The following is a 20,014-nucleotide window of genomic DNA, read 5'->3' as shown; positions in this document are numbered from 1 at the left end:
GACCAGTGCCTTCAGAGTGCCTTTGTGCTGATCAGAGGGAACGGCCACGCCACTCACCCACCCATGAAGAGTGGTACGAGATGCACCGCATACACGGGCCATAACGTTGACGCTGGGCCTGTTCGCGGCCTCATACAGAGCTTGAAGCTCCCCTGTGAACCGCGTGACTTCAGGTTCATTCGGCTGTGCGGCCACGCCCACCCCCACGGGACCGACGACCTGTCCGGACCGGATGACACCCAGACGTTAATTCAATGAAGTTGACCTGGGAAGACAGCCATCCAGCCGTTCCGGACACTTCCTCAGGCCGCCCGTATCTGGGGTCATGACTCCACCAAGCACGCGCTTGGCACGCAAGTGCCGTGGAAGGTGCCCGCCATGACCGCCCTGTCCCAAATCCTCGACGGCACGATGCTGCCCGCCGGTATCGGCGCCGTTCTGTACGCCGGCACGGTAACGGTGGTCGCCCTGACCGCGGCCCTGGCCCGCGACCCGAGCCGACGCCAGGACGCCTGCAAGGCACTCGCAGTCCTCCTGCGCCGCAAGAGTGCCGGCCGTTGACGCGACGTCAGGGCCCTGGTCGACTTGCATGTCTTCACCGGACCCTTGGACGTACCTGATGAGGACCTGTCGGCTTGAGCGCTGTTGTCGTTCCGATCTCGAGCGGTGTCCGTCGAACGGAAGTCACGGGAGTCTCGGCCGGGTGGTCGCGGTGTGCTGCCCGGAAAGACGACGCCTCTGACGAACTCGCGCCCCGGGCAGGGGGCTCGTGATCCAAGATACCGGATAGCCCGACCGGGGGCGGCGGCCGAGGCCGTCGCCGTGGGAGCGGCACTCGCCCCGGATCAGCCGCAGGACGACGTACGCGTGCCGGTCGGTCCCGCCTGGTCGGCCCTTCTGCCTGTGCCGCGACCCCGAGTAGGCGCGGGGCCGCAGGGCCCCGTAGATTCCCGGTGGGGGGCCCGACCGAGGGGCACCGGAGTGGGGGCGCCGATGTCCGTGGAGTCGATACCGGTGAAGGCGGCGCCGAAGTCGCTGGTGTGGCAGGGGGACGAACTGGTCTGCGCGGTCGACGGCGGCCGGCGCTGGGGCCGCGGCGGGGAGGAACTGAAGGCGGCCGCCTTCACGTGGAGCTCTCCGTTCGACGCCGGGACCGCCTCGGTCTCGGGGCCGTACTCCGCCGTGTACCAGGAGCGCGGCACCAAAGGGGTGTTGTGCGAAGGCGAACGGATCGTGCGAGAGCTGAACCGCAGCTACTACCACGCACCGGACTACGACTACCCGCTCGCCCTGGGCGCGTTGGGCAACGGCCGCGAGGTCGTCGTCCATTGCCCCGACGAATACAACGTGCTCCAGATCGAGGACGCGGCGAGCGGCGAGCGGCTGACCGTCGGCGAGCGCGAGCCGCAGGACGTCTTCCACTCCAGGCTGAGCCTGAGCCCGGACGGCCGGTACCTGCTCTCGATCGGCTGGTACTGGCAGCCCTTCGGGGCGGCCCTGGTCTACGACACGGCGCTCGCGCTCAGCGACCCGGCCACCCTGGACGGCGGCGGTGTGCTGCCGTATGCGGCGGTCATGAACGGCGAGGTGACGGCGGGCTGCTGGCTCGACACCGACCGGCTGGTCCTGGCGACGGGGGCGGAGGAGTGGGACGAGGAGGAGACGGCCGGGCTGCCGCCTCGCCACCTGGGTGTGTGGTCGGTGCCGGAGGGACGATGGCTCCACCGCAACCCGGCCGGCGATGCCGATCCGGGTGTCCTGCTCCTGCCCCGCGGCGATCAGGTGATCTCGTTTCCCGGTCACCCGCGGCTGCTCGACGCGGCCACCGGGCGGCTCGTCGCGGAGTGGCCCCAGGTCGGCGTACCCGCCAAGGGCACGTGTTTCGGCGGCAGGCATGTCCCGACCCCCGTTGCCGCCCTCCACCCCGACGGCACCCGGCTGGCGGTCGCGCAGGCCGGCGGCATCGCCCTGATCGCCCTGCCCTGAGCCGCCGTCCCCTGGCGCACCCGGTCGTGAGCCGTCCTGCTGCGAGCCACCCGGCCGTACGGGCCGTGATCACGGAGCCTGCGGTCCGGGCCCGCCGCCGGACCTTGCGGTCAGCTCGTCGCCCGCCCGAGATACGACCGGCGCGTGTGCTCGGTGTGGTCGCGCATCAGCAGCGTGGCGCGCTGCTCGTCACGGTCCACGATGGCGGCGATCAGGCCGCGGTGCTCGATCCAGGACTGGCTGCCGCGCTGCCGCGCGACCGGTGTGTAGTACCAGCGCACCCGGCGGTCCACCTGCGCGGCCAGTTCGGCCAGCACGGTGTTGCCGGCGAGTTCCATGATCTTGGCGTGGAACCGGGCGTTCATGGCGACGGCCCCGTCCACGTCGTCGGCCCCGACGGCCTTCTCGCCCTCCGCGCACAGGTCCTCCAGGGCCTTGATGCCGGTGGCGTCGGCGTTGGCCGCGGCGAGCCGTGCCGCCTCCGCCTCCAGGAGGGTGCGGACGGTGAGGAGTTGGTCGGCCTCCTCCTCCGTCGGCTCGTGCACGAACGCGCCCTGCGCGGGGCGGAGGTCGACCCAGCCGTCGGTGTTCAGCCGCTGGAGTGCCTCGCGCACCGGCTGCCGGGAGACGCCGAGGTGGCCGGCGAGTTCGCTCTCGACGAGGTGCTGGCCGGGCTGGAGAGCGCGGGTGGTGATGAGTTCCAGCAGCGCCTCGTAGACGCGGTCGCGCAGCGGGCCGGGGCGTTCCAGCTTCGGCACCGCACCCTGCGGCAGTCCGGCAGACAGCATGGTCTCCCCCTCCTCGGCAGACGCGCGGCGAGTCCGTCCCAGTATCGATTGGCTTTCGTCTACAGTCTACGGTGCGCAAGGGCCAGTCGGAGCGGGAGTCAGGCGTGTCACAGCGCGGTGCGCCCCCGGAGAGACATCAGGGACAGCGGACGACCTGACCGGCGTACGACAGGTTGCCGCCGAACCCGAAGAGCAGGATCGGGTCGCCGCCTGACACCCGCCCCTGCTCGACCAGCTTGGACAGCGCGAGCGGGATGCTCGCGGCCGACGTGTTCCCGGATTCGGTGACGTCGCGGGCCACGACCGCGTTGACCGCGCCGATCTTCTGCGCGAGCGGCTCGATGATCCGCAGGTTCGCCTGGTGCAGGACGACCGCCGCGAGGTCGGCGGGGGCGATCCCGGCCCTCTCGCAGGCGCGCCGGGCGATGGGCGGCAGCTGGGTGGTGGCCCAGCGGTAGACGCTCTGCCCCTCCTGCGCGAACCGGGGCGGGGTGCCCTCGATCCGTACGGCGTGGCTCATCTCGGGGACCGAGCCCCACAGCACCGGCCCGATGCCGGGCTCCTCGCCGGGCCCGCACGCCTCGACCACGGCGGCGCCCGCGCCGTCACCGACCAGGACGCACGTCGTACGGTCGGTCCAGTCCGTCACCTCGGACATCTTGTCGGCGCCGATGACGAGGGCGCGGGTGGCGGCGCCCGCGCGGACGGTGTGGTCGGCGGTGGCGAGCGCGTGGGTGAAGCCGGCGCACACGACGTTGACGTCCATCGCGGCGGGCTGCGGAATGCCGAGCCGGGCGGCGACCCGCGCGGCCATGTTCGGGGAGCGGTCGATCGCGGTGGAGGTGGCGACCAGGACGAGGTCGATGTCCGCGGGGGTAAGGCCGGCCGCGGCGAGGGCCTTGGCCGCGGCGTGGGCGGCCAGTTCGTCGACGGGTTCGTCGGGTCCGGCGATGTGCCGGGTGTTGATGCCCACCCGGCTGCGGATCCACTCGTCACTGGTGTCGACCATGCCCGCGAGGTCCTCGTTGGTGAGTACCTTCGCGGGCTGGTAGTGGCCGACGGCGGCGATGCGCGAGCCGTTCATGGGTGGTGGGTCCCCCTCGTTGCCTCGGTATGGGCTCACCAGTCTGTTCAGTGACTCACGGGTACGACGGCACGTAAGGCCACAGGAAACGGGCGCCCGAGTTGTCGGCTTCTTGCAGACCCTCGGACGCCCGAGCATTCCGGGTGGTCATCCGTTGAACAGCTGTGTCGCCTTCTGTACGAGTTCGTACACCCCGTAGGCGAACGGCGCGCCCACCCAGATCCAGGCGACCGCGATCAGCCAGCGGCGGTCGGGCTCACGCAGGCTGCTGTCGTTCGACATCGACGGCCTCCCTCGGGGTGGGGACGTGGTGGCGGGCGTGGACGGGCCGGACCAGCTCGTTGGCGACGAACCCGACGACGAGCAGGCCGATCATGATGCCGAAGGACAGGGTGTAGAGGTCGGAACCGTGCTTGCCGGCGCCCTTCTGGTGGTCGGCGATCCAGTTGACGATCAGTGGTCCGAGCACACCGGCGAGGGACCAGGCGGTGAGCAGCCGGCCGTGGATGGCGCCGACCTGGTAGGTGCCGAAGAGGTCCTTCAGGTAGGCGGGGACGGTCGCGAAGCCGCCGCCGTAGAAGGAGAGGATCACCAGCGCGCAGAGGATGAACAGGGGTTTCGACGAGTCGCCGAAGAGGGCGATGAGCAGGTACATCAGGGCGCCGACGCCGAGGTAGACGCGGTAGATGTTCTTGCGGCCGATGAGGTCGGAGGTGGACGACCAGCCGATCCGGCCCGCCATGTTGGCGGCGGACAGCAGGGCGACGAACCCGGCCGCCGCGGACACCGACACCGGGGTGGAGCTGCCGGCGAAGAAGTCCGTGATCATCGGGGCGGCCTTCTCCAGGATGCCGATGCCGGCGGTCACGTTCATGCAGAGCACGACCCACAGGCACCAGAACTGCGGGGTGCGGATCGCGCTGTTCGCGGAGACCTGCACGCCCTCGAATGCGCTCGGCGCGTCCTCGACCGGCCGCTCCGTGCGCGGCACCCGGATCAGCAGCACGCCGAGGGTCATGAAGACGGCGTACGACAGCCCGTGCACCAGGAAGGCGACCGCGATGCCATCGTTGTCACTGCCGAAGGACGAGAGCATCTGCGCGGACCACGGAGAGGCGATCAGCGCGCCGCCGCCGAAGCCCATGATGGCGATGCCGGTGGCCATGCCGGGCCGGTCCGGGAACCACTTGATCAGCGTGGAGACCGGCGAGATGTAGCCGATGCCGAGCCCGATGCCGCCGACGAAGCCGTAGCCGAGGACGATCAGCCAGAACTGCCTGGTCTCGGCGCCGAGCGCGGAGACCAGGAAGCCCGAGGAGAAACAGATCAGGGCGACCGTCATGGCCCAGCGCGGCCCGTTGCGCTCGACGAGGGTGCCGCCGAACGCGGCGGACAGCCCGAGCATCACGATCGCGAGCTGGAAGGGCAGCGCGCTCTCGGTGCCGCTCAGGTTCAGCGCGGATTCGAGCGGCGGCTTGAACACGCTCCAGGCGTAGGCCTGGCCGATGGAGAGATGGACGGAGAGGGCGGCGGGCGGGACGAGCCAGCGGCTCCAGCCCGGCGGTGCTACAGGGGGGCTGCTCATGAATCCCGAACGGTAGGGCCGGGCCGGGTGGTTGAGAAGGCAACGGCTCGATCGTATGCGATGAGCGGTATCCAGAATGCGCCGAACGGTCGCTGCCCGAACCCTTGTCGGCGTCGGCTCCATACTGTAGACAATATTTCGTCGACACGATGCGGCCGAGGCGCGCAAGAGCTCGAGGCCGCACCGGATCCGGCCCCGAACGCGGCACGAAAGAGGCCACGTCCGAGGCCACCTCCGCGGTATCCCTCAAACCGAACGGAGTGTTCCGTGAAAGTCGCAGTCCTCGGCGCCGGTGCGATCGGCGCCTACGTCGGTGCCGCGCTCCACCGCGCGGGCGCCGATGTGCATCTCATCGCCCGTGGACCCCACCTGACGGCCATGAGGCAGTACGGAGTACGGGTGCTGAGCCCGCGCGGCGACTTCACCGCGCACGCCCACGCCACCGACGACCCGGCCGAGGTCGGCCCGGTCGACTATGTCTTCCTGGGGCTGAAGGCCACCTCGTACGCGGCGTGCGGGCCGCTGATCGAGCCGCTGCTGGACGAGCGGACGGCGGTGGTCGCCGCCCAGAACGGCATCCCCTGGTGGTACTTCCACCGGCACGGCGGCCCCTACGAGGGCCACCGCGTCGAGAGCGTCGACCCGGACGGCGCCGTCAGCGCCGTACTCGCCCCCGAACGCGCCCTCGGCTGTGTGGTCTACGCGGCCACCGAGCTCGACGCCCCCGGTGTGGTGCGGCACTTGGAGGGCACCAGGTTCTCGGTCGGCGAGCCGGACCGCAGCGTGTCCACGCGCGGTCTGCGGTTCAGCGAGGCCATGCGGGCCGGCGGGCTGAAGTGCCCGGTGGAGCAGGACCTGCGCAACGACATCTGGCTCAAGCTGCTCGGCAACATCTCCTTCAACCCGATCAGCGCGCTGGCCCGCGCCACCATGCGGCAGATGTGCCTGCACGGCGGCACCCGCCGGGTCATCGAGATCATGATGCGCGAGACGCTCGACGTCGCCGAGGCGCTCGGCTGCGAGATCCCGGTCTCCATCGAACGCCGGCTGGCGGGCGCGGAGAAGGTCGGCGACCACCGCACCTCCACGCTCCAGGACCTGGAGCGCGGCAAGCCGCTGGAACTGGACGTCCTGCTCGCGGCCGTCGTCGAACTGGCGGACATCACCGGCGTGGAGGTGCCCACCCTGCGCACCGTGCACGCCATCTCGGACCTGCTCGCGCTGAGGAGCGCCGCATGAGGAAGAGGCAGCAGAAGACCTACACCCGGCTCACCCACCCGCTGGTCCGCGACTCCCGCGACGAGCCGTTCCGGCAGGCGGGCTGGGCGGAGGCCCTGGACCGCGCGGCCCGCGGACTGGAGCGCAACCGGGACGCGTTCGGGATGTTCTCCTGTGCCCGCGCCACCAACGAGATGAACTACGTGGCGCAGAAGTTCGCCCGGGTGGTGATGGGCACCCACAACGTCGACTCCTGCAACCGGACGTGCCACGCGCCGAGCGTCGCCGGTCTGACGGCCGCCTTCGGCTCCGGGGGCGGCACCTCCTCGTACGAGGAGATCGAGCACACCGACGTCATCGTGATGTGGGGCTCCAACGCCCGCTTCGCGCACCCGATCTTCTTCCAGCACGTGCTGAAGGGGATCCGGGGCGGGGCCCGGATGTACGCGGTCGACCCGCGCCGCACCTCGACCGCCGAGTGGGCGGAGAGCTGGCTCGGGCTGAACGTCGGCACGGACATCCCGATGGCGCACGCGATCGGCCGGGAGATCATCCACGCGGGTCTGGCCAACGAGGCGTTCATCGAACGGGCGACCAGCGGCTTCGAGGAGTACAGGGCGCTCGTCGAACCCTGGACGCTGTCCCTCGCCGAGAAGGTGACGGGCGTACCGGCGCGCGCGATCAGGGAGTTGGCGCACGCCTACGCCCGCGCCGAGCGCGCCCAGCTGTGCTGGACCCTCGGCATCACCGAGCACCACAACGGCACCGACAACGTCCGCGCCCTGATCAACCTCTCCCTGCTCACCGGCCAGGTCGGCCGGTACGGCGCCGGGTTGCAGCCGCTGCGCGGGCAGAACAACGTGCAGGGCGGCGGCGACATGGGCGCCATCCCCAACCGCCTGCCGGGCTTCCAGGACATCCTCGACCCGGCGACGCGGCTGAAGTTCGAGTCCGCCTGGGACACGGTCATCCAGCCGCACTACGGGCTGAACCTCACCGAGATGTTCGAGGCGATGGAGGACGGCACGCTCCGGGCGGTCTACTGCATCGGCGAGAACCCGGCCCAGTCGGAAGCCGACAGCGAGCAGGCCGTACGCCGGCTCCAGGCCCTCGACTTCCTCGTCGTCCAGGACATCTTCCTCACGAAGACGGCGGAACTGGCGGACGTGGTGCTGCCCGCGACCGCCGGCTGGGCGGAGACCGAGGGCACGACCACCAACAGCGAACGCCGGGTCCAGCGGGTACGCCGTGCGGTCACGCCGCCCGGCGAGGCCCGTGAGGACATCGACATCATCTGCGCGCTGGCGGCCCGGCTCGGCCATGACTGGAAGTACGCGGACGCGGAGGCCGTCTGGAACGAGCTCCGCTCCGTCTCCCCGGACCACTACGGGATGACGTACGACCGTCTCGCCGAGCACCAGGGCATCCAGTGGCCGTGCCCGAGCACCGAGCGCCTCGAACCGACGTACCTGCACGGCCGGTTGTGGGAGACGGACCCGGACAGGCGCGGGACGCCTGCGCCGTTCGGGCTGGTGCGGCACGATCCGCCGGTCGACCTCACCGACGAGACGTACCCCATCCGGCTCACCACCGGGCGACGGCTCGACTCCTACAACACCGGTGTGCAGAGCGGCGGTTTCGCCTCCCCGCTGCGGCGCGGCGAGTACATCGAGCTGTGCCCGGAGGACGCCGAGCGGTACGGGGTGGCCGCCGGCGAGGAGGTCCGGGTGTCCTCGCGGCGGGGCGCGGTGGTGGCCCCGGTCTGGATCGACACGGCGCTGCGCCCCGGTCTCGCCTTCATGACCATGCACTTTCCCGACGAGGTGGACACCAACCAGCTGACCATCGAGGCCAACTGCCCGATCGCGGGGACGGCGGAGTTCAAGGCGTCGGCGATCCGTGTCGAGAAGCTTCCGGTCGCGACCATCGTGAGGTGACGCAGGTGGACCTGCACTTCGGCGACAGCAAACCGACGGACGACGAACGCGCCGCCGTGGACGCCCTGTTGGGCCCACCGGAGTCCTCCTGGGAGGGCGCCGACCGCACCGACGCGGATCTGCGGTGGGCGCGCGGCGGCCGGGCGGCCCGGGACCGCCGCGACCTGCTGCTGCCGGGGCTGCACGCGATCAACGACCGGATCGGCTGGATCAGCGAGGGCGCCCTCGGCTACCTCTGCCGCCGTCTGACGGTACCCCCGGCGGAGGCCTACGGCGTCGCCACCTTCTACGCGATGTTCTCGGTCCGGCCCCGCCCCGCGACCGTCCTGCGCGTCTGCACGGACCTGGCCTGCGCGGCGGCCGGGGCGTCCGCGCTGTGCGCCGGCGTGGAGGCGGGCCTCGGCCCCGGGGCGCACGTCGAGCGCAGTCCCTGCCTGGGCCTGTGCGAGCGCGCCCCGGCCGCCCTCGCCGTCCGGGCCGGGGATCCGGTGCGTACGGCGGTGGCGGCACCGGCGACCGTGGCGGCGGCCGTCCTCGCGGCCACCGCGCCCGACTCGGCACCCGAGGAGCCGCCGGCGGCGCTGGCCGTACCCCAGGCGGGGCAGGAAGGCCTGACCCTGTTGCGGCGGGTGGGCGTGGTCGACCCGTCCTCGCTCGACGACTACCGGGCGCACGGCGGTTACACCGCCCTGCGGCACGCCTTCGCGCTCGGCCCCGCCGGGGTCATCCGCGAGGTCACCGACTCGGGCCTGGTCGGGCGCGGTGGCGCCGCCTTCCCCACCGGCCGCAAGTGGCAGGCGACGGCGTCCCAGCCCGGCCGGCCGCACTACCTGGTCTGCAACGCGGACGAATCGGAGCCCGGCACCTTCAAGGACCGCGTGATCATGGAAGGCGATCCGTACGCGCTGGTGGAGGCGATGACGATCGCGGCGTACGCGATCGGGGCGCACCGGGGCTTCGTCTACCTCCGCGGCGAATACCCGCGGGCGACCCGCCGTCTCCGGCACGCCCTCGGCCAGGCGCGCGCCCGTGGTCTGCTCGGCGACGACATCCTCGGCCAGGGCTTCTCCTTCGACATCGAGATCCGGCGCGGCGCCGGGGCGTACATCTGCGGTGAGGAGACGGCCCTGTTCAACTCCATCGAGGGGTACCGGGGCGAGCCGCGCTCGAAGCCTCCGTTCCCGGTGGAGCAGGGGCTGTTCGGCAGACCGACGGCCGAGAACAACGTGGAGACGCTGGTCAACGTCCTGCCGATCCTGACCATGGGCGCCCCGGCCTACGCGGCGACCGGCACGGCAAAGTCCACCGGCCCCAAGCTCTTCTGCGTGTCGGGGAGCGTGGCCCGCCCCGGCGTCTACGAACTGCCCTTCGGGGCCACCCTCGGCGAGCTCCTCCGGCTGGCAGGCGTGCGCGAGAACCTGCGGGCGGTTCTGCTCGGCGGTGCCGCGGGCGGTTTCGTACGGCCCGACGAACTCGGCATCCCGCTCACCTTCGAGGGCACCCGTCAGGCGGGCACCACGCTCGGCTCGGGCGTGGTCATGGCCTTCGACGACAGCGTGCCCCTGCCCCGGCTCCTGCTCCGTATCGCCCAGTTCTTCCGGGACGAGTCCTGCGGGCAGTGCGTGCCCTGCCGGGTCGGCACGGTCCGGCAGGAGGAGGCGCTGCAGCGGATCGTCGCGCGCGGCGGCCCCGAGGCGGCCGGGGACATCGCGCTGCTGCGCGAGGTGGGGCGGGCCATGCGGGACGCCTCGATCTGCGGTCTCGGCCAGACCGCGTGGAACGCCGTGGAATCCGCCATCGACCGTCTGGGGGCGTACGAATGACCGTGACACCGCTCGGGATCCCGCGCCGGCTGCTGGAGTTCGCGATCGACGGCCAGCAGGCGCGGGTCCCGGAGGGTTCGACGATCCTGGACGCCTGCCGGGCGGCCGGGAAGGACGTGCCGACCCTGTGCGAGGGCGACACCCTGCGTCCGAAGAACGCCTGCCGGGTGTGCGTGGTGGAGGTCGAGGGGTCGCGGACCCTCGTGCCCGCCTGCTCCCGGAAGGCCGAGCCGGGGATGGTCGTGAGGACCGGCGGCGAGCGCGTCCGGCACAGCCGGAAGATCGTCCTGGAACTGCTCGCCTCCTCGGTGGACCTCTCGACGACCCCGCGCGCCGCCGAGTGGATCAAGGAGTACGAGGCGAAACCGGACCGCTTCGGTCCGGGCGCGGCCCGCGTGAACGAGGAACCGAGGATCGACAACGAACTGTACGCGCGCGACTACGGTAAGTGCATCCTCTGCTACAAGTGCGTGGACGCCTGCGGAGACCAGTGGCAGAACACCTTCGCGATCTCTGTCGCCGGACGCGGCTTCGACGCCCGGATCGCCGTCGAGCACGACGCCCCGCTGACCGACTCGGCGTGTGTCTACTGCGGGAACTGTGTGGAGGTATGTCCCACCGGGGCGCTGTCGTTCAAGTCGGAGTTCGACATGCGGGCGGCGGGTACCTGGGACGAGTCCCGGCAGTCGGAGACGACCACCGTGTGCGCGTACTGCGGTGTGGGCTGCAGCCTCACGCTCCATGTGCAGGACAATGAGATAGTCAAGGTCACCTCGCCGCACGACAGCCCGGTGACCCACGGCAACCTCTGCATCAAGGGCCGTTTCGGCTACCAGCACGTACAGAACCGGGGCTGATCAGACCATGGGACGAGTCACGGAACGACGCAAGGTCATCCGCATCCGCGACGGGGCGGTCTCCGCCCGGCCGGACACACTGGTCGCCGAGGAACCGCTGGAGATCAGGCTGAACGGGAAACCCCTGGCCATCACCATGCGCACACCCGGCGACGACTTCGCGCTGGCGGCCGGGTTCCTGGTGAGCGAGGGCGTGCTGGCGGCCGCCGGCGACCTGCAGAACATCGTCTACTGCGCGGGCGCCACCGCCGACGGCTCCAACACCTACAACGTGGTCGACGTGCGGACCACGCCGGGCGTCGAGCTCCCCGACTTCACCCTGGAGCGGAACGTCTACACCTCCTCGTCCTGCGGGCTGTGCGGCAAGGCGAGCCTGGACGCGGTGCGTACGACGGCCCGCTGGCCGATAGCCGACACTCCCCCGGTCCGGGTCGGGCCCGAGCTGCTCGCGAGCCTCCCCGACCGGCTCCGCGCCTCGCAGCGGGTGTTCGACCGGACCGGGGGGCTGCACGCGGCGGCCCTGTTCACGGAGGACGGCGAGCTGCTGGACATCCGCGAGGACGTGGGGCGGCACAACGCGGTGGACAAACTGGTCGGCCGGGCCCTGCAGAACGGCGACCTGCCGCTGTCCCGCACCATCCTGCTGGTCTCCGGGCGGGCCTCCTTCGAGCTGGCCCAGAAGGCCGTGATGGCGGGCATCCCGGTGCTCGCTGCGGTCTCCGCGCCGTCCTCGCTGGCGGTGGACCTGGCGGCGGAGACCGGACTGACCCTGGTCGGTTTCCTGCGGGGCGGCAACATGAACGTGTACGCGGGCGAGGACCGCATCGCTCTGCGGGCCGCGGCCGCCCAGGGCTGACCGGTCCCCCGCGGCACGGCGGCGGGGCCCCGACCGGCGGGGAGCGCCCCCTGCGCCGCAGGGGCCCCGCCTCGGCCGGAGCCGGCGGAAGGGTACCTGGTCCGAGCGGTCAGCGGGTCAGGCGGTCAGGCGGGGACGAGGCGGACGTCGGCGGCGGTCACGACGGTGCCGAGGCGCGGGAAGTCGAGGCGGACGGAGGCCTCGTGCTCGGGGCCGGTGAGGGCGGCCATGGCGTCCTCGACGAAGACCAGGTCGTAGCCGAGGTCGGCGGCGGCACGGGCGGTGGACTCGACGCCGAGGTTGGTGGCGATGCCGCCGAACACCAGCCGGGTGACGCCGAGTCCGCGCAGCCGGTCGTCGAGTTCCGTGCCCTGGAAGCCGCCGACGGTCCGCTTGACGATCTCCACGTCCCCTTCCTTCCGGAGTCCGGCCACGAGTCCGCTGCCCGGCGGCTGCTCGGCGAGGGAGGGCCGTTCGACGCGGACGAGCACCACGGGCGCGCCGGCGGCGCGGAAGGAGTGGGCCAGCTCCTCGGCGGTGTGCAGGACTGCGGTGCCTTTGCGGGGCTCCAGGGGCAGCGCGACGATGCGGTCCATCAGATCGACGAGGACGAGGGCGGTGTGCGCCGGGTCGAGCGGCAGGGGTGCGGTCATGACGGAACGTTACCTCTGATGAGCCGTCCGTACCGGAAATACGGATCAACAAGCCCGTGAACCGGTCGCGTTCGGCAGCCGGCCGCGGGCGCTCAGCGGCTCCGGGGCCCGGTGCCGGCCGCGGGCCGTGACCCCGCCGCCGGGGCAGCGGGGGGTACGGTCTCCTCCCGGGCCTCGGGGTCGTGGGCGCGGCGCTTGGCGATGACGGCGCAGACCATCAGCTGCATCTGGTGGAAGAGCATCAGCGGCAGCACGGCCAGCGAGGCGTGGGTGCCGAACAGCACGCTGGCCATGGGCAGCCCGGAGGCGAGGGACTTCTTCGACCCGGCGAACTGGATGGCGATGCGGTCTCCGCGGCCGAAGCCGAGCGCCTTGGCGCCGTACCAGGTCAGCAGGAGCATCACGGCGAGCAGGACGGCCTCGACGGCGAGCAGCCCGGCCAGCCGGACCGCGCTGACCTGGTGCCAGATGCCCCGGACCATGCCCTCGCTGAACGCGGTGTAGACGACGAGCAGGATGGAACCGCGGTCGACCAGGCCGAGGATCTTCTTGTGCCGGGCGACGAAGCCCCCGATCCAGGGACGCAGCAGCTGCCCGGCGACGAACGGCACCAGCAGCTGGAGCACGATCTTCACGATCGAGTCGGCGGAGAACCCGCCCCCGCTGTTGCCGAGCAGCGCGGCGGCGAGCAGCGGGGTGAGGACGATGCCGACGAGCGAGGAGAAGGAGCCGGCGCAGATCGCGGCGGGCACGTTGCCGCGGGCGATGGAGGTGAAGGCGATCGACGACTGGATGGTGGAGGGCACCAGGGTGAGGAAGAGGAGGCCCTGGTAGAGCGGATGGGTGAGCAGGACCGGCACCAGCCCGCGGGCCGCCATGCCGAGCACCGGGAAGATCACGAAGGTGCAGACCAGGACCGTGACGTGGAGCCGCCAGTGGCGCAGTCCGTCGACGGCCTCGCGGGTGGACAGGCGGACCCCGTAGAGGAAGAAGAGGAAGGCGATCGCGGCCGTGGAGGCACCGGAGGCCACGTCGGCGGCCGTGCCCCGGGCCGGGATGAGCGCGGCGAGGCCTACCGTCCCGATCAACAGCAGGACGTACGGGTCGATCGGCATCCAGCGGGGCCAGCTCAGGCGTTTCACGGTGCTCCACTTGCGGGTCGGTCAAGGTGGCGGGCCGGGCGGGTACGGCCGGGGTCTCGCCGGGCCGGGAGGCCCCTCTCCATCGTCCTCCTCGGCCACTTGATCGGGAATCCGGTATACCGCTCTGACTGCCATCATGTTCCGCGATAACCTGGGGGTGTGTACGACCCTTCGCACCTGCGTACCTTCCTGGCGGTGGCCCAGACGCTGAGCTTCACCCAGGCGGCCCGGCGGCTCGGGCTGCGCCAGTCCACGGTGAGCCAGCACGTTCGCCGGCTGGAGGAGGCGGCCGGCCGTCAGCTGTTCTCCCGCGACACGCACTCCGTGGAGCTGACCGAGGACGGCGAGGCGATGCTCGGCTTCGCCCGCCGGATCCTGGAGGTGCACGAGCAGGCGGCGGCCTTCTTCACCGGCACCCGGGTGCGTGGCCGGCTCCGCTTCGGCGCGTCGGAGGACTTCGTCCTCACCCGGCTGCCGGAGATCCTGGAAGGCTTCCGCTACGACCACCCCGAGGTCGACCTCGAACTGACGGTGGAGCTCTCGGGCACCCTGCACGAGCAGCTGGCCGCCGGAAAACTGGACCTGGTGCTGGCCAAGCGGCGCGCCGAGGACCCGACGGGCGAGCTGGTCTGGCACGACGAGCTGGTGTGGATCGGCGCGGAACGGCTCCGCCTGGACCCCACCCGTCCGGTCCCGCTGATCGTCTATCCCCCGCCGGGCATCACCCGCGCGCTGGCCCTGGAGGCACTGGAGCGCCAGGGCCGCGACTGGCGGATCGTCTGCACGAGCGGCAGCCTCAACGGCCTGATGGCGGCGGCGCGGGCGGGCCTCGGCGTGATGGCCCATTCGAGGGGCCTGATCCCGCCGGGCCTGTTCCGCGTCCCGGACCGGGCGGGCCTGCCGGAACTGGGGAAGGTCGACTTCGTACTCGCACCGGGCCCGAGACGATCACCGGCGCAGACGGCGGCGGACGCGCTGGCGGCGGCGATCCTGGCAAGCGGAGCCCGCTTGCGACACCCCTGACCGCAGCGCCCCGGAAGGGGCGCGGGGCCGAAAGACGTGCGGCTGCCGCCGCGCGGGCGCGTCCGGACGCGCCGCGTCCCGCGGCACCGCCGTCACGACGACGCGCGACGGCCCGGCGTCGGCCGCGGCGGAAGCCGCCTCGCCGTGGACGGCCCGCGGGGGTGACGAAATCGGCGGCGCCGGCGCTGTCTTCAGAGGGTGCCGCTCTCCCCGGCCCGACCGGCGGGTAACCGGCCGGGGGCCGTAATCGGGTCGTACAGATTCCGTGGAGATTGCCGGGCCGGAACTTACCGAACCGTAGGGATTCTGTCCGACCCTTCCCCATGTGGGCGCATTTCGCGGACGTGAGCGCTGCCATACGAGAGCAATGGACGTTTTCGTACCCCCTCCCGAACGGTCTTCCGGTGGGGTAGCTTTCACGGCGCCATGCGGAGCGTCACTACGACCGTCACTGTGGAGTGAGTGAGGAGCGGGGAGCGGGGTTTGCGCGAGTTCACCAACCCGCCGTTGCCGTCGGCACCGCCGGTCGGCGGTCTGGCCGACAGTGTGTTCGAGCGCGCCCGGACGGACCCGCTGCACGTCGCACTGGGCCGCAAGGACGAGCTCGGCCGGTGGCGCGATGTGACCTCCGCCGAGTTCCGCGACGAGGTCCTCGCCCTCGCCAAGGGGCTCCTCGCCCGCGGCATCCGATTCGGCGACCGGGTCGCGGTCATGTCCCGCACCCGCTACGAGTGGACGCTGTTCGACTTCGCGCTGTGGACCATCGGTGCCCAGGTGGTGCCGGTCTACCCCACCTCGTCGGCGGAGCAGTGCTTCTGGATGCTGTACGACGCGGAGTGCACGGCGGCGATCGTGGAGCACGAGGACCACGCGATGACGATCGCCACCGTCATCGACCGGCTGCCGCGGCTGCGCCAGCTGTGGCAGCTGGACTCGGGGGCGGTGCAGGAGCTGTACGACGCGGGCGCGCACCTGGAGGACGAGGTGGTGCGCCGGCACCGGCAGGCGGTCACGCCGGACTCGGTCGCCACGATCATCTACACCTCGGGCACCACCGGGCGCCCCAAGGGCTGTGTCCTCACGCACGGGAACTTCATGTACGAGGCGGACACGGTCGTCGCCCGCTGGGAGTCGGTGTTCCGCGCGAAGAAGGGCGAGGAGGTCTCCACCCTGCTCTTCCTGCCGCTGGCGCACGTCTTCGGGCGCATGGTGGAGGTGGCGGCGATCCGGCACGGGGTGCGCTTCGGCCACCAGCCGCAGCTGCACGCGGCGGCGCTGCTGCCCGACCTGGCCGCGTTCCGGCCGACGTTCATCCTGGCCGTGCCGTACATCTTCGAGAAGGTGTTCAACGCGGCGCGGCGCAAGGCGGAGAAGGAGGGCAAGGGCGGCCCGTTCGAGAAGGCGGTCGAGATCGCGGTCAGGTACGCGGACGCCGTCGAGGCCAAGGCGTGGGGCACCGGCCCCGGCCCGTCGGCGTCGCTGCGCATGCAGCACCAGCTCTTCGACAAGCTCGTCTACGCCAAGGTGCGCTCCGCGATGGGCGGCCGGATCCGCAACGCCATGTCCGGCGGCTCGGCCATGGACCGCCGGCTCGGTCTGTTCTTCGCCGGCGCGGGCGTGCAGATCTACGAGGGCTACGGCCTGACCGAGTCGACGGCGGCGGCGACCGCCAACCCGCCCGAGCGCACCCGGTACGGCACGGTCGGCCAGGCCATTCCGGGCACCACCGTGCACATCGCGGACGACGGGGAGATCTGGCTGCACGGCGGCAACGTGTTCCAGGGCTACCTCAACAACCAGAAGGCCACCGACGCCACCCTGCACGACGGCTGGCTGGCCACCGGTGACCTGGGCTCCCTCGACGAGGACGGCTATCTGACCATCACCGGCCGCAAGAAGGAGATCCTGGTGACCTCCGGCGGCAAGAGCGTCTCCCCCGGTGTCCTGGAGGAGCGGGTCCGGGACCATCCGCTGGTCAACCAGTGCATCGTCGTCGGCAACGACCGCCCCTACATCGCCGCTCTGGTCACCCTCGACACCGAGGCGGTCGAGCACTGGCTGACCATGCGGGGCAAGCCGCAGATGTCCGCCGCCCAGCTGGTACGGGACGCCGACCTGGAGACCGAGGTGCGGCGCGCGGTGGTGGCCGCCAACACCCTGGTGTCGCAGGCCGAGTCGATCCGTACGTTCCGTATCCTCGCCCAGCCGTTCACCGAGGAACACGGGCTGCTGACCCCGTCGCTGAAGCTGAAGCGCAAGGCGATCGAGAACTCCTACGCCAACGAGATCGAGGCCCTGTACCGGGCCTGAAGTCCCGTCGGCCGACATCGACCCGACACGTCCGACGACGCGCGGCGGACCCGCCGCTCCCCGCTCGCGGATATCGCGATCAGGAATGCATCCGGGCCGGTGATCGTTGACGATGGGAGTACCACCTGTCGACAACCTAAGGATCGAGAGCTCGTGAGCAGCAAGGTCCCCCCGAAAATCCTCAACAACGGCGTGGAGATGCCTCAGCTGGGCTTCGGCGTGTGGCAGGTGCCGGACGACGAGGCCGAGCGGGCCGTCGCCACGGCGCTGGAGGCCGGGTACCGCAGCATCGACACAGCGGCGATCTACGGCAACGAGGCGGGCACCGGCAGGGCGATCGCCGCCTCCGGCGTTCCGCGTGAGGACGTCTTCGTCACCACCAAGCTCTGGAACGCCGACCAGGGATACGACGCCACGCTGCGCGCCTTCGACGCGTCGCTGGCGCAGCTGGGTCTGGACTACCTGGACCTGTACCTCATCCACTGGCCGCTGCCGGCCCGGGGCAAGTACATCGACTCGTACAAGGCGTTCGAGAAGCTGCTCGCCGACGGCCGGGTCAGGGCGATCGGCGTCTCGAACTTCCTTCCGGAGCACGTGGAGCGGCTGATCGCGGAGACCTCGGTCATCCCGGCGGTCAACCAGATCGAACTGCACCCGTATCTGCAGCAGCACGCGTCCCGGGAACTCCACGAGGAGCAGGGCATCGCCACCGAGGCCTGGTCGCCGCTCGGCCAGGGCAAGGGGCTGCTGGAAGTGCCGGCGCTCGTCGCCATCGCGCAGAAGCACAACCGCACCCCGGCCCAGGTCGTGCTCCGCTGGCACATCCAGCTGGGCAACGTGGTGATCCCGAAGTCCGTGACGCCGTCCCGGATCAAGGAGAACATCCAGGTGTTCGACTTCAGCCTGGACACCGAGGACCTCGCGGCGATCAGCGCGCTCAACGAGGACCGGCGCATCGGCCCGAACCCCGCGGTCTTCGACATGGACTGAGCGAGAAGCACGGCACGGAGCGGGCGGGAGCCCGGTCCACCCCGGCCGTCCCGCCGTACGCACGGCGGGACGGCCGTTCGCGTCGCCGGCCCCGGCGCGGGGCGCGTCAGCCGGGGCGCACATCCGCGTGGACGACCTCGAACTCCTCCAGGCCGACCACGGTGACCTGCGCCTTGGCCGCGTCCGCGCTCCGGGCCGCCGCCTGCCCGGCGCGCGAGGCGGCCATGGAGGCGTGGTCCACGTAGAGCGAGCCGACCATCCCCCGGCCCCGCTGCCGGTCGACGAACAGGGAGCACCGGGCGAAGCCGGGCACCGCTTCGAGCCGGGGTATCGCCGAGGAGCGGAACGTCTCGACGAACAGGTCCGTGTCGGCGGGGGCGAACTCGACGCGGGTGGAACGCATGCCGCCGCCCGCTCTCGGCGGCTGCACCGAGTGGAAGACGGCCGCCTCGTAGTTCTCGACGGCGACGGTGCCCGCGAACGGCTCCAGCATCGGCCCGCGCCGCTCGCACATCACCTGGTCGCTGTTGCGCCGGGCCGCCTCGGAGCCCCACCAGCTCACCGCGAGCAGTTTGCCGAGCTCCCGGTCGACGAAGACGTCGGCACCCCGGTACCCGGGGCGTTCTTCGAGCAGTTCGCGCCCCTCGTTGTTCAGCACCCTGATGGCAGCCTCGGCCTTCGCCGGATCGCCGGTCACGTACACCGTGCGCACGAACATGGCCCCTCGCCTCCCAGGAGCCACCGGAGCCACCGTCCGAACCCCGCACGGCTCCTGTGTGAATATCCGGAATGTTCTGCCCCATCAGTCTTCCGTCCCGGACTTATCGCCGCAATATGCAAGAAATCACCGATGTGACCTCCAGGGCTTGACGCGAACATGCCGCCGGGTCCACCTTGTACGACACCCGGTCAGGAAACTTTCCTAACAGAAGGGCACCCCCACAGTGCGCATCCGAACACTGACCCTTGCCGCGGCCTCCGGGGCCGCTCTGCTGGCCGCCGGAGTGCTTCCCGCGAGCGCGTCCGGCGCCGCCGTACCGAAGTCCGCCCAGGAGGGCTCGGTCAGCGCGGCGGAACTGCTCGCCAAGGTGACGTCCTGTTCCCAGATCTCCAACGGCAAGTACCAGACCGACGACGAGACGTCGGCCACGATTCCCGTCTGCGGCAAGAACGGCGCGGTCTTCTGGAAGGCCGACATGGACATCGACTGCGACGGGCAGCGCACCACCAACTGCAACGAGGACCGCGACCCCTGGTACCAGGACGACACCGCGTTCCACCAGTCGGACGGCAAGCCGCTGCGGGCCGAGTCGCTGCCGTACGTCGTGGTCCCCAGCTCCAGCGGCATCTGGAACTACTCCAGTGCCGGCATCAAGGGCGGCGGAGTGGTCGCCGTCGTCTACGGCAACAAGGTCGAGTACGCGGTGGTCGGCGACACCGGCCCCACGAACATCATCGGTGAGGCCTCGTACGCCACCGCCAACGCGCTCGGCATCGACCCCGACCCGGCGACCGGCGGCGCCGACTCCGGCGTGACGTACATCCTGTTCAAGAACTCCAAGGCGTCCCCCATCGAGAGCCACAGCGCGGCGGTGTCCCTCGGCAACCAGCTGGCCGAGCAGTTCCTGGCCGACAACTGACGAGGTCTTTCGCGCCGGCACCGGCCCGGGGCGGGCGGCCCGGTACCGCACGGTACCGGGCCGTTCCGGCATCACAGCCCTCGACGCGACCGTCCGCGCGGCGGGCGCGGACGCCGGCGGCG

General features: G+C 71.2%; 18 protein-coding genes. 11 read left to right on the top strand and 7 right to left on the bottom strand.

From position 1 onward, the window contains the following. Window positions 1-378 precede the first annotated feature (378 nt). Both LQ326_RS17415 and LQ326_RS17410 read left to right on the top strand, forming a co-directional pair. Window positions 379-561, top strand: a complete 183-nt coding sequence (locus tag LQ326_RS17415; protein ID WP_234537675.1) for a hypothetical protein — start codon at window positions 379-381, stop codon at window positions 559-561. Window positions 562-993: 432 nt separating this feature from the next. Next, window positions 994-1,986 carry a WD40 repeat domain-containing protein gene (locus LQ326_RS17410; protein ID WP_234537674.1) on the top strand — a complete coding sequence of 331 codons (993 nt, stop codon included), beginning with the start codon at window positions 994-996 and terminating at the stop codon, window positions 1,984-1,986. Between the two features lie 110 nt (window positions 1,987-2,096). Here the strand turns inward: LQ326_RS17410 and LQ326_RS17405 are convergent, their stop codons facing one another. From LQ326_RS17405 to LQ326_RS17395, 4 genes are all read right to left on the bottom strand, one after another. Continuing rightward, on the bottom strand, window positions 2,097-2,774 hold the full coding sequence (locus LQ326_RS17405; protein ID WP_234537672.1) for a GntR family transcriptional regulator: 678 nt from the start codon (window positions 2,772-2,774) through the stop codon (window positions 2,097-2,099). Between the two features lie 136 nt (window positions 2,775-2,910). After that, window positions 2,911-3,858, bottom strand: coding sequence for a beta-ketoacyl-ACP synthase III (locus LQ326_RS17400; RefSeq protein WP_234537670.1), 948 nt, complete (start codon window positions 3,856-3,858; stop codon window positions 2,911-2,913). Between the two features lie 147 nt (window positions 3,859-4,005). Next, entirely contained in the window at window positions 4,006-4,140 is a 135-nt protein-coding gene (locus LQ326_RS47915; protein WP_258574734.1) for an MFS transporter small subunit, read from the bottom strand. Beyond that, a complete protein-coding gene (locus LQ326_RS17395; protein WP_234537667.1) occupies window positions 4,115-5,443 on the bottom strand; it encodes an OFA family MFS transporter in 1,329 nt (442 codons plus the stop codon). Before LQ326_RS17395 ends, LQ326_RS47915 begins: the two co-directional genes overlap by 26 nt. 267 nt (window positions 5,444-5,710) lie before the next feature. On the opposite strand from LQ326_RS17395, the gene LQ326_RS17390 reads away from it, so the two are divergent. Genes LQ326_RS17390 through fdhD form a run of 5 tightly spaced genes read left to right on the top strand, consistent with a single transcriptional unit; the run spans window position 5,711 to window position 12,134 of the window. Then, window positions 5,711-6,682: a 2-dehydropantoate 2-reductase gene (locus tag LQ326_RS17390; protein ID WP_234537665.1), complete on the top strand. Its 972-nt coding sequence runs from the start codon at window positions 5,711-5,713 to the stop codon at window positions 6,680-6,682. After that, the gene (locus LQ326_RS17385; protein WP_234537663.1) at window positions 6,679-8,598 is read left to right on the top strand and encodes a molybdopterin oxidoreductase family protein; all 1,920 of its coding nucleotides are present in this window, start codon (window positions 6,679-6,681) and stop codon (window positions 8,596-8,598) included. The genes LQ326_RS17390 and LQ326_RS17385 overlap by 4 nt, the downstream gene beginning before the upstream one ends. A 5-nt stretch (window positions 8,599-8,603) precedes the next feature. Beyond that, complete coding sequence (locus tag LQ326_RS17380) at window positions 8,604-10,421, top strand: NADH-ubiquinone oxidoreductase-F iron-sulfur binding region domain-containing protein (protein WP_234537749.1); 1,818 nt, start codon at window positions 8,604-8,606, stop codon at window positions 10,419-10,421. Further along, entirely contained in the window at window positions 10,418-11,278 is an 861-nt protein-coding gene (locus tag LQ326_RS17375) for a 2Fe-2S iron-sulfur cluster-binding protein (protein ID WP_234537661.1), read from the top strand. The genes LQ326_RS17380 and LQ326_RS17375 overlap by 4 nt, the downstream gene beginning before the upstream one ends. A gap of 7 nt (window positions 11,279-11,285) precedes the next feature. After that, window positions 11,286-12,134 (top strand): formate dehydrogenase accessory sulfurtransferase FdhD, encoded by an 849-nt coding sequence (gene fdhD, locus LQ326_RS17370; RefSeq protein WP_234537658.1) that lies wholly within the window; start codon window positions 11,286-11,288, stop codon window positions 12,132-12,134. 125 nt (window positions 12,135-12,259) lie between these two features. Here the strand turns inward: fdhD and LQ326_RS17365 are convergent, their stop codons facing one another. Together LQ326_RS17365 and LQ326_RS17360 are read right to left on the bottom strand one after the other, a co-directional pair. Continuing rightward, entirely contained in the window at window positions 12,260-12,787 is a 528-nt protein-coding gene (locus LQ326_RS17365; RefSeq protein ID WP_234537655.1) for an isochorismatase family protein, read from the bottom strand. 92 nt (window positions 12,788-12,879) lie between these two features. Continuing rightward, complete coding sequence (locus LQ326_RS17360) at window positions 12,880-13,929, bottom strand: bile acid:sodium symporter family protein (protein WP_372496881.1); 1,050 nt, start codon at window positions 13,927-13,929, stop codon at window positions 12,880-12,882. Window positions 13,930-14,088: 159 nt separating this feature from the next. On the opposite strand from LQ326_RS17360, the gene LQ326_RS17355 reads away from it, so the two are divergent. The 3 genes from LQ326_RS17355 to LQ326_RS17345 all read left to right on the top strand — a co-directional run bounded on the left by LQ326_RS17355 (window position 14,089) and on the right by LQ326_RS17345 (window position 18,252). Further along, the gene (locus tag LQ326_RS17355) at window positions 14,089-14,952 is read left to right on the top strand and encodes a LysR substrate-binding domain-containing protein (RefSeq protein ID WP_234537652.1); all 864 of its coding nucleotides are present in this window, start codon (window positions 14,089-14,091) and stop codon (window positions 14,950-14,952) included. 483 nt (window positions 14,953-15,435) lie between these two features. Then, window positions 15,436-17,262, top strand: a complete 1,827-nt coding sequence (locus tag LQ326_RS17350; RefSeq protein WP_234537649.1) for an AMP-dependent synthetase/ligase — start codon at window positions 15,436-15,438, stop codon at window positions 17,260-17,262. Window positions 17,263-17,415: 153 nt separating this feature from the next. Continuing rightward, the gene (locus LQ326_RS17345) at window positions 17,416-18,252 is read left to right on the top strand and encodes an aldo/keto reductase (protein ID WP_308401945.1); all 837 of its coding nucleotides are present in this window, start codon (window positions 17,416-17,418) and stop codon (window positions 18,250-18,252) included. Between the two features lie 106 nt (window positions 18,253-18,358). Here LQ326_RS17345 and LQ326_RS17340 read toward each other — a convergent pair whose 3' ends face one another. Beyond that, entirely contained in the window at window positions 18,359-18,970 is a 612-nt protein-coding gene (locus LQ326_RS17340; protein WP_234537647.1) for an antibiotic biosynthesis monooxygenase, read from the bottom strand. A 226-nt stretch (window positions 18,971-19,196) separates the two neighbouring features. Here LQ326_RS17340 and LQ326_RS17335 point away from each other — a divergent pair, with 226 nt between their 5' ends. After that, on the top strand, window positions 19,197-19,892 hold the full coding sequence (locus tag LQ326_RS17335; RefSeq protein WP_234537646.1) for a glycoside hydrolase family 75 protein: 696 nt from the start codon (window positions 19,197-19,199) through the stop codon (window positions 19,890-19,892). The last annotated feature ends 122 nt before the right edge of the window (window positions 19,893-20,014 follow it).

This window comes from Streptomyces shenzhenensis, assembly GCF_021462265.1.
Classification (GTDB): domain Bacteria; phylum Actinomycetota; class Actinomycetes; order Streptomycetales; family Streptomycetaceae; genus Streptomyces; species Streptomyces shenzhenensis.
The sequence above is the reverse complement of the archived record's forward strand: the minus strand, read 5'-3'. Positions and strand labels throughout refer to the sequence as shown.

What these genes read in the sequence shown, in the direction of transcription:
- LQ326_RS17415 (WP_234537675.1), top strand. Translation starts at nt 379, where the DNA reads ATGACCGCCCTGTCCCAAATCCTCGACGGCACGATGCTGCCCGCCGGT.
- LQ326_RS17410 (WP_234537674.1), top strand. Translation starts at nt 994, where the DNA reads ATGTCCGTGGAGTCGATACCGGTGAAGGCGGCGCCGAAGTCGCTGGTG.
- LQ326_RS17405 (WP_234537672.1), bottom strand. Translation starts at nt 2,774, where the DNA reads ATGCTGTCTGCCGGACTGCCGCAGGGTGCGGTGCCGAAGCTGGAACGC.
- LQ326_RS17400 (WP_234537670.1), bottom strand. Translation starts at nt 3,858, where the DNA reads ATGAACGGCTCGCGCATCGCCGCCGTCGGCCACTACCAGCCCGCGAAG.
- LQ326_RS47915 (WP_258574734.1), bottom strand. Translation starts at nt 4,140, where the DNA reads ATGTCGAACGACAGCAGCCTGCGTGAGCCCGACCGCCGCTGGCTGATC.
- LQ326_RS17395 (WP_234537667.1), bottom strand. Translation starts at nt 5,443, where the DNA reads ATGAGCAGCCCCCCTGTAGCACCGCCGGGCTGGAGCCGCTGGCTCGTC.
- LQ326_RS17385 (WP_234537663.1), top strand. Translation starts at nt 6,679, where the DNA reads ATGAGGAAGAGGCAGCAGAAGACCTACACCCGGCTCACCCACCCGCTG.
- LQ326_RS17375 (WP_234537661.1), top strand. Translation starts at nt 10,418, where the DNA reads ATGACCGTGACACCGCTCGGGATCCCGCGCCGGCTGCTGGAGTTCGCG.
- fdhD (WP_234537658.1), top strand. Translation starts at nt 11,286, where the DNA reads ATGGGACGAGTCACGGAACGACGCAAGGTCATCCGCATCCGCGACGGG.
- LQ326_RS17365 (WP_234537655.1), bottom strand. Translation starts at nt 12,787, where the DNA reads ATGACCGCACCCCTGCCGCTCGACCCGGCGCACACCGCCCTCGTCCTC.
- LQ326_RS17340 (WP_234537647.1), bottom strand. Translation starts at nt 18,970, where the DNA reads ATGTTCGTGCGCACGGTGTACGTGACCGGCGATCCGGCGAAGGCCGAG.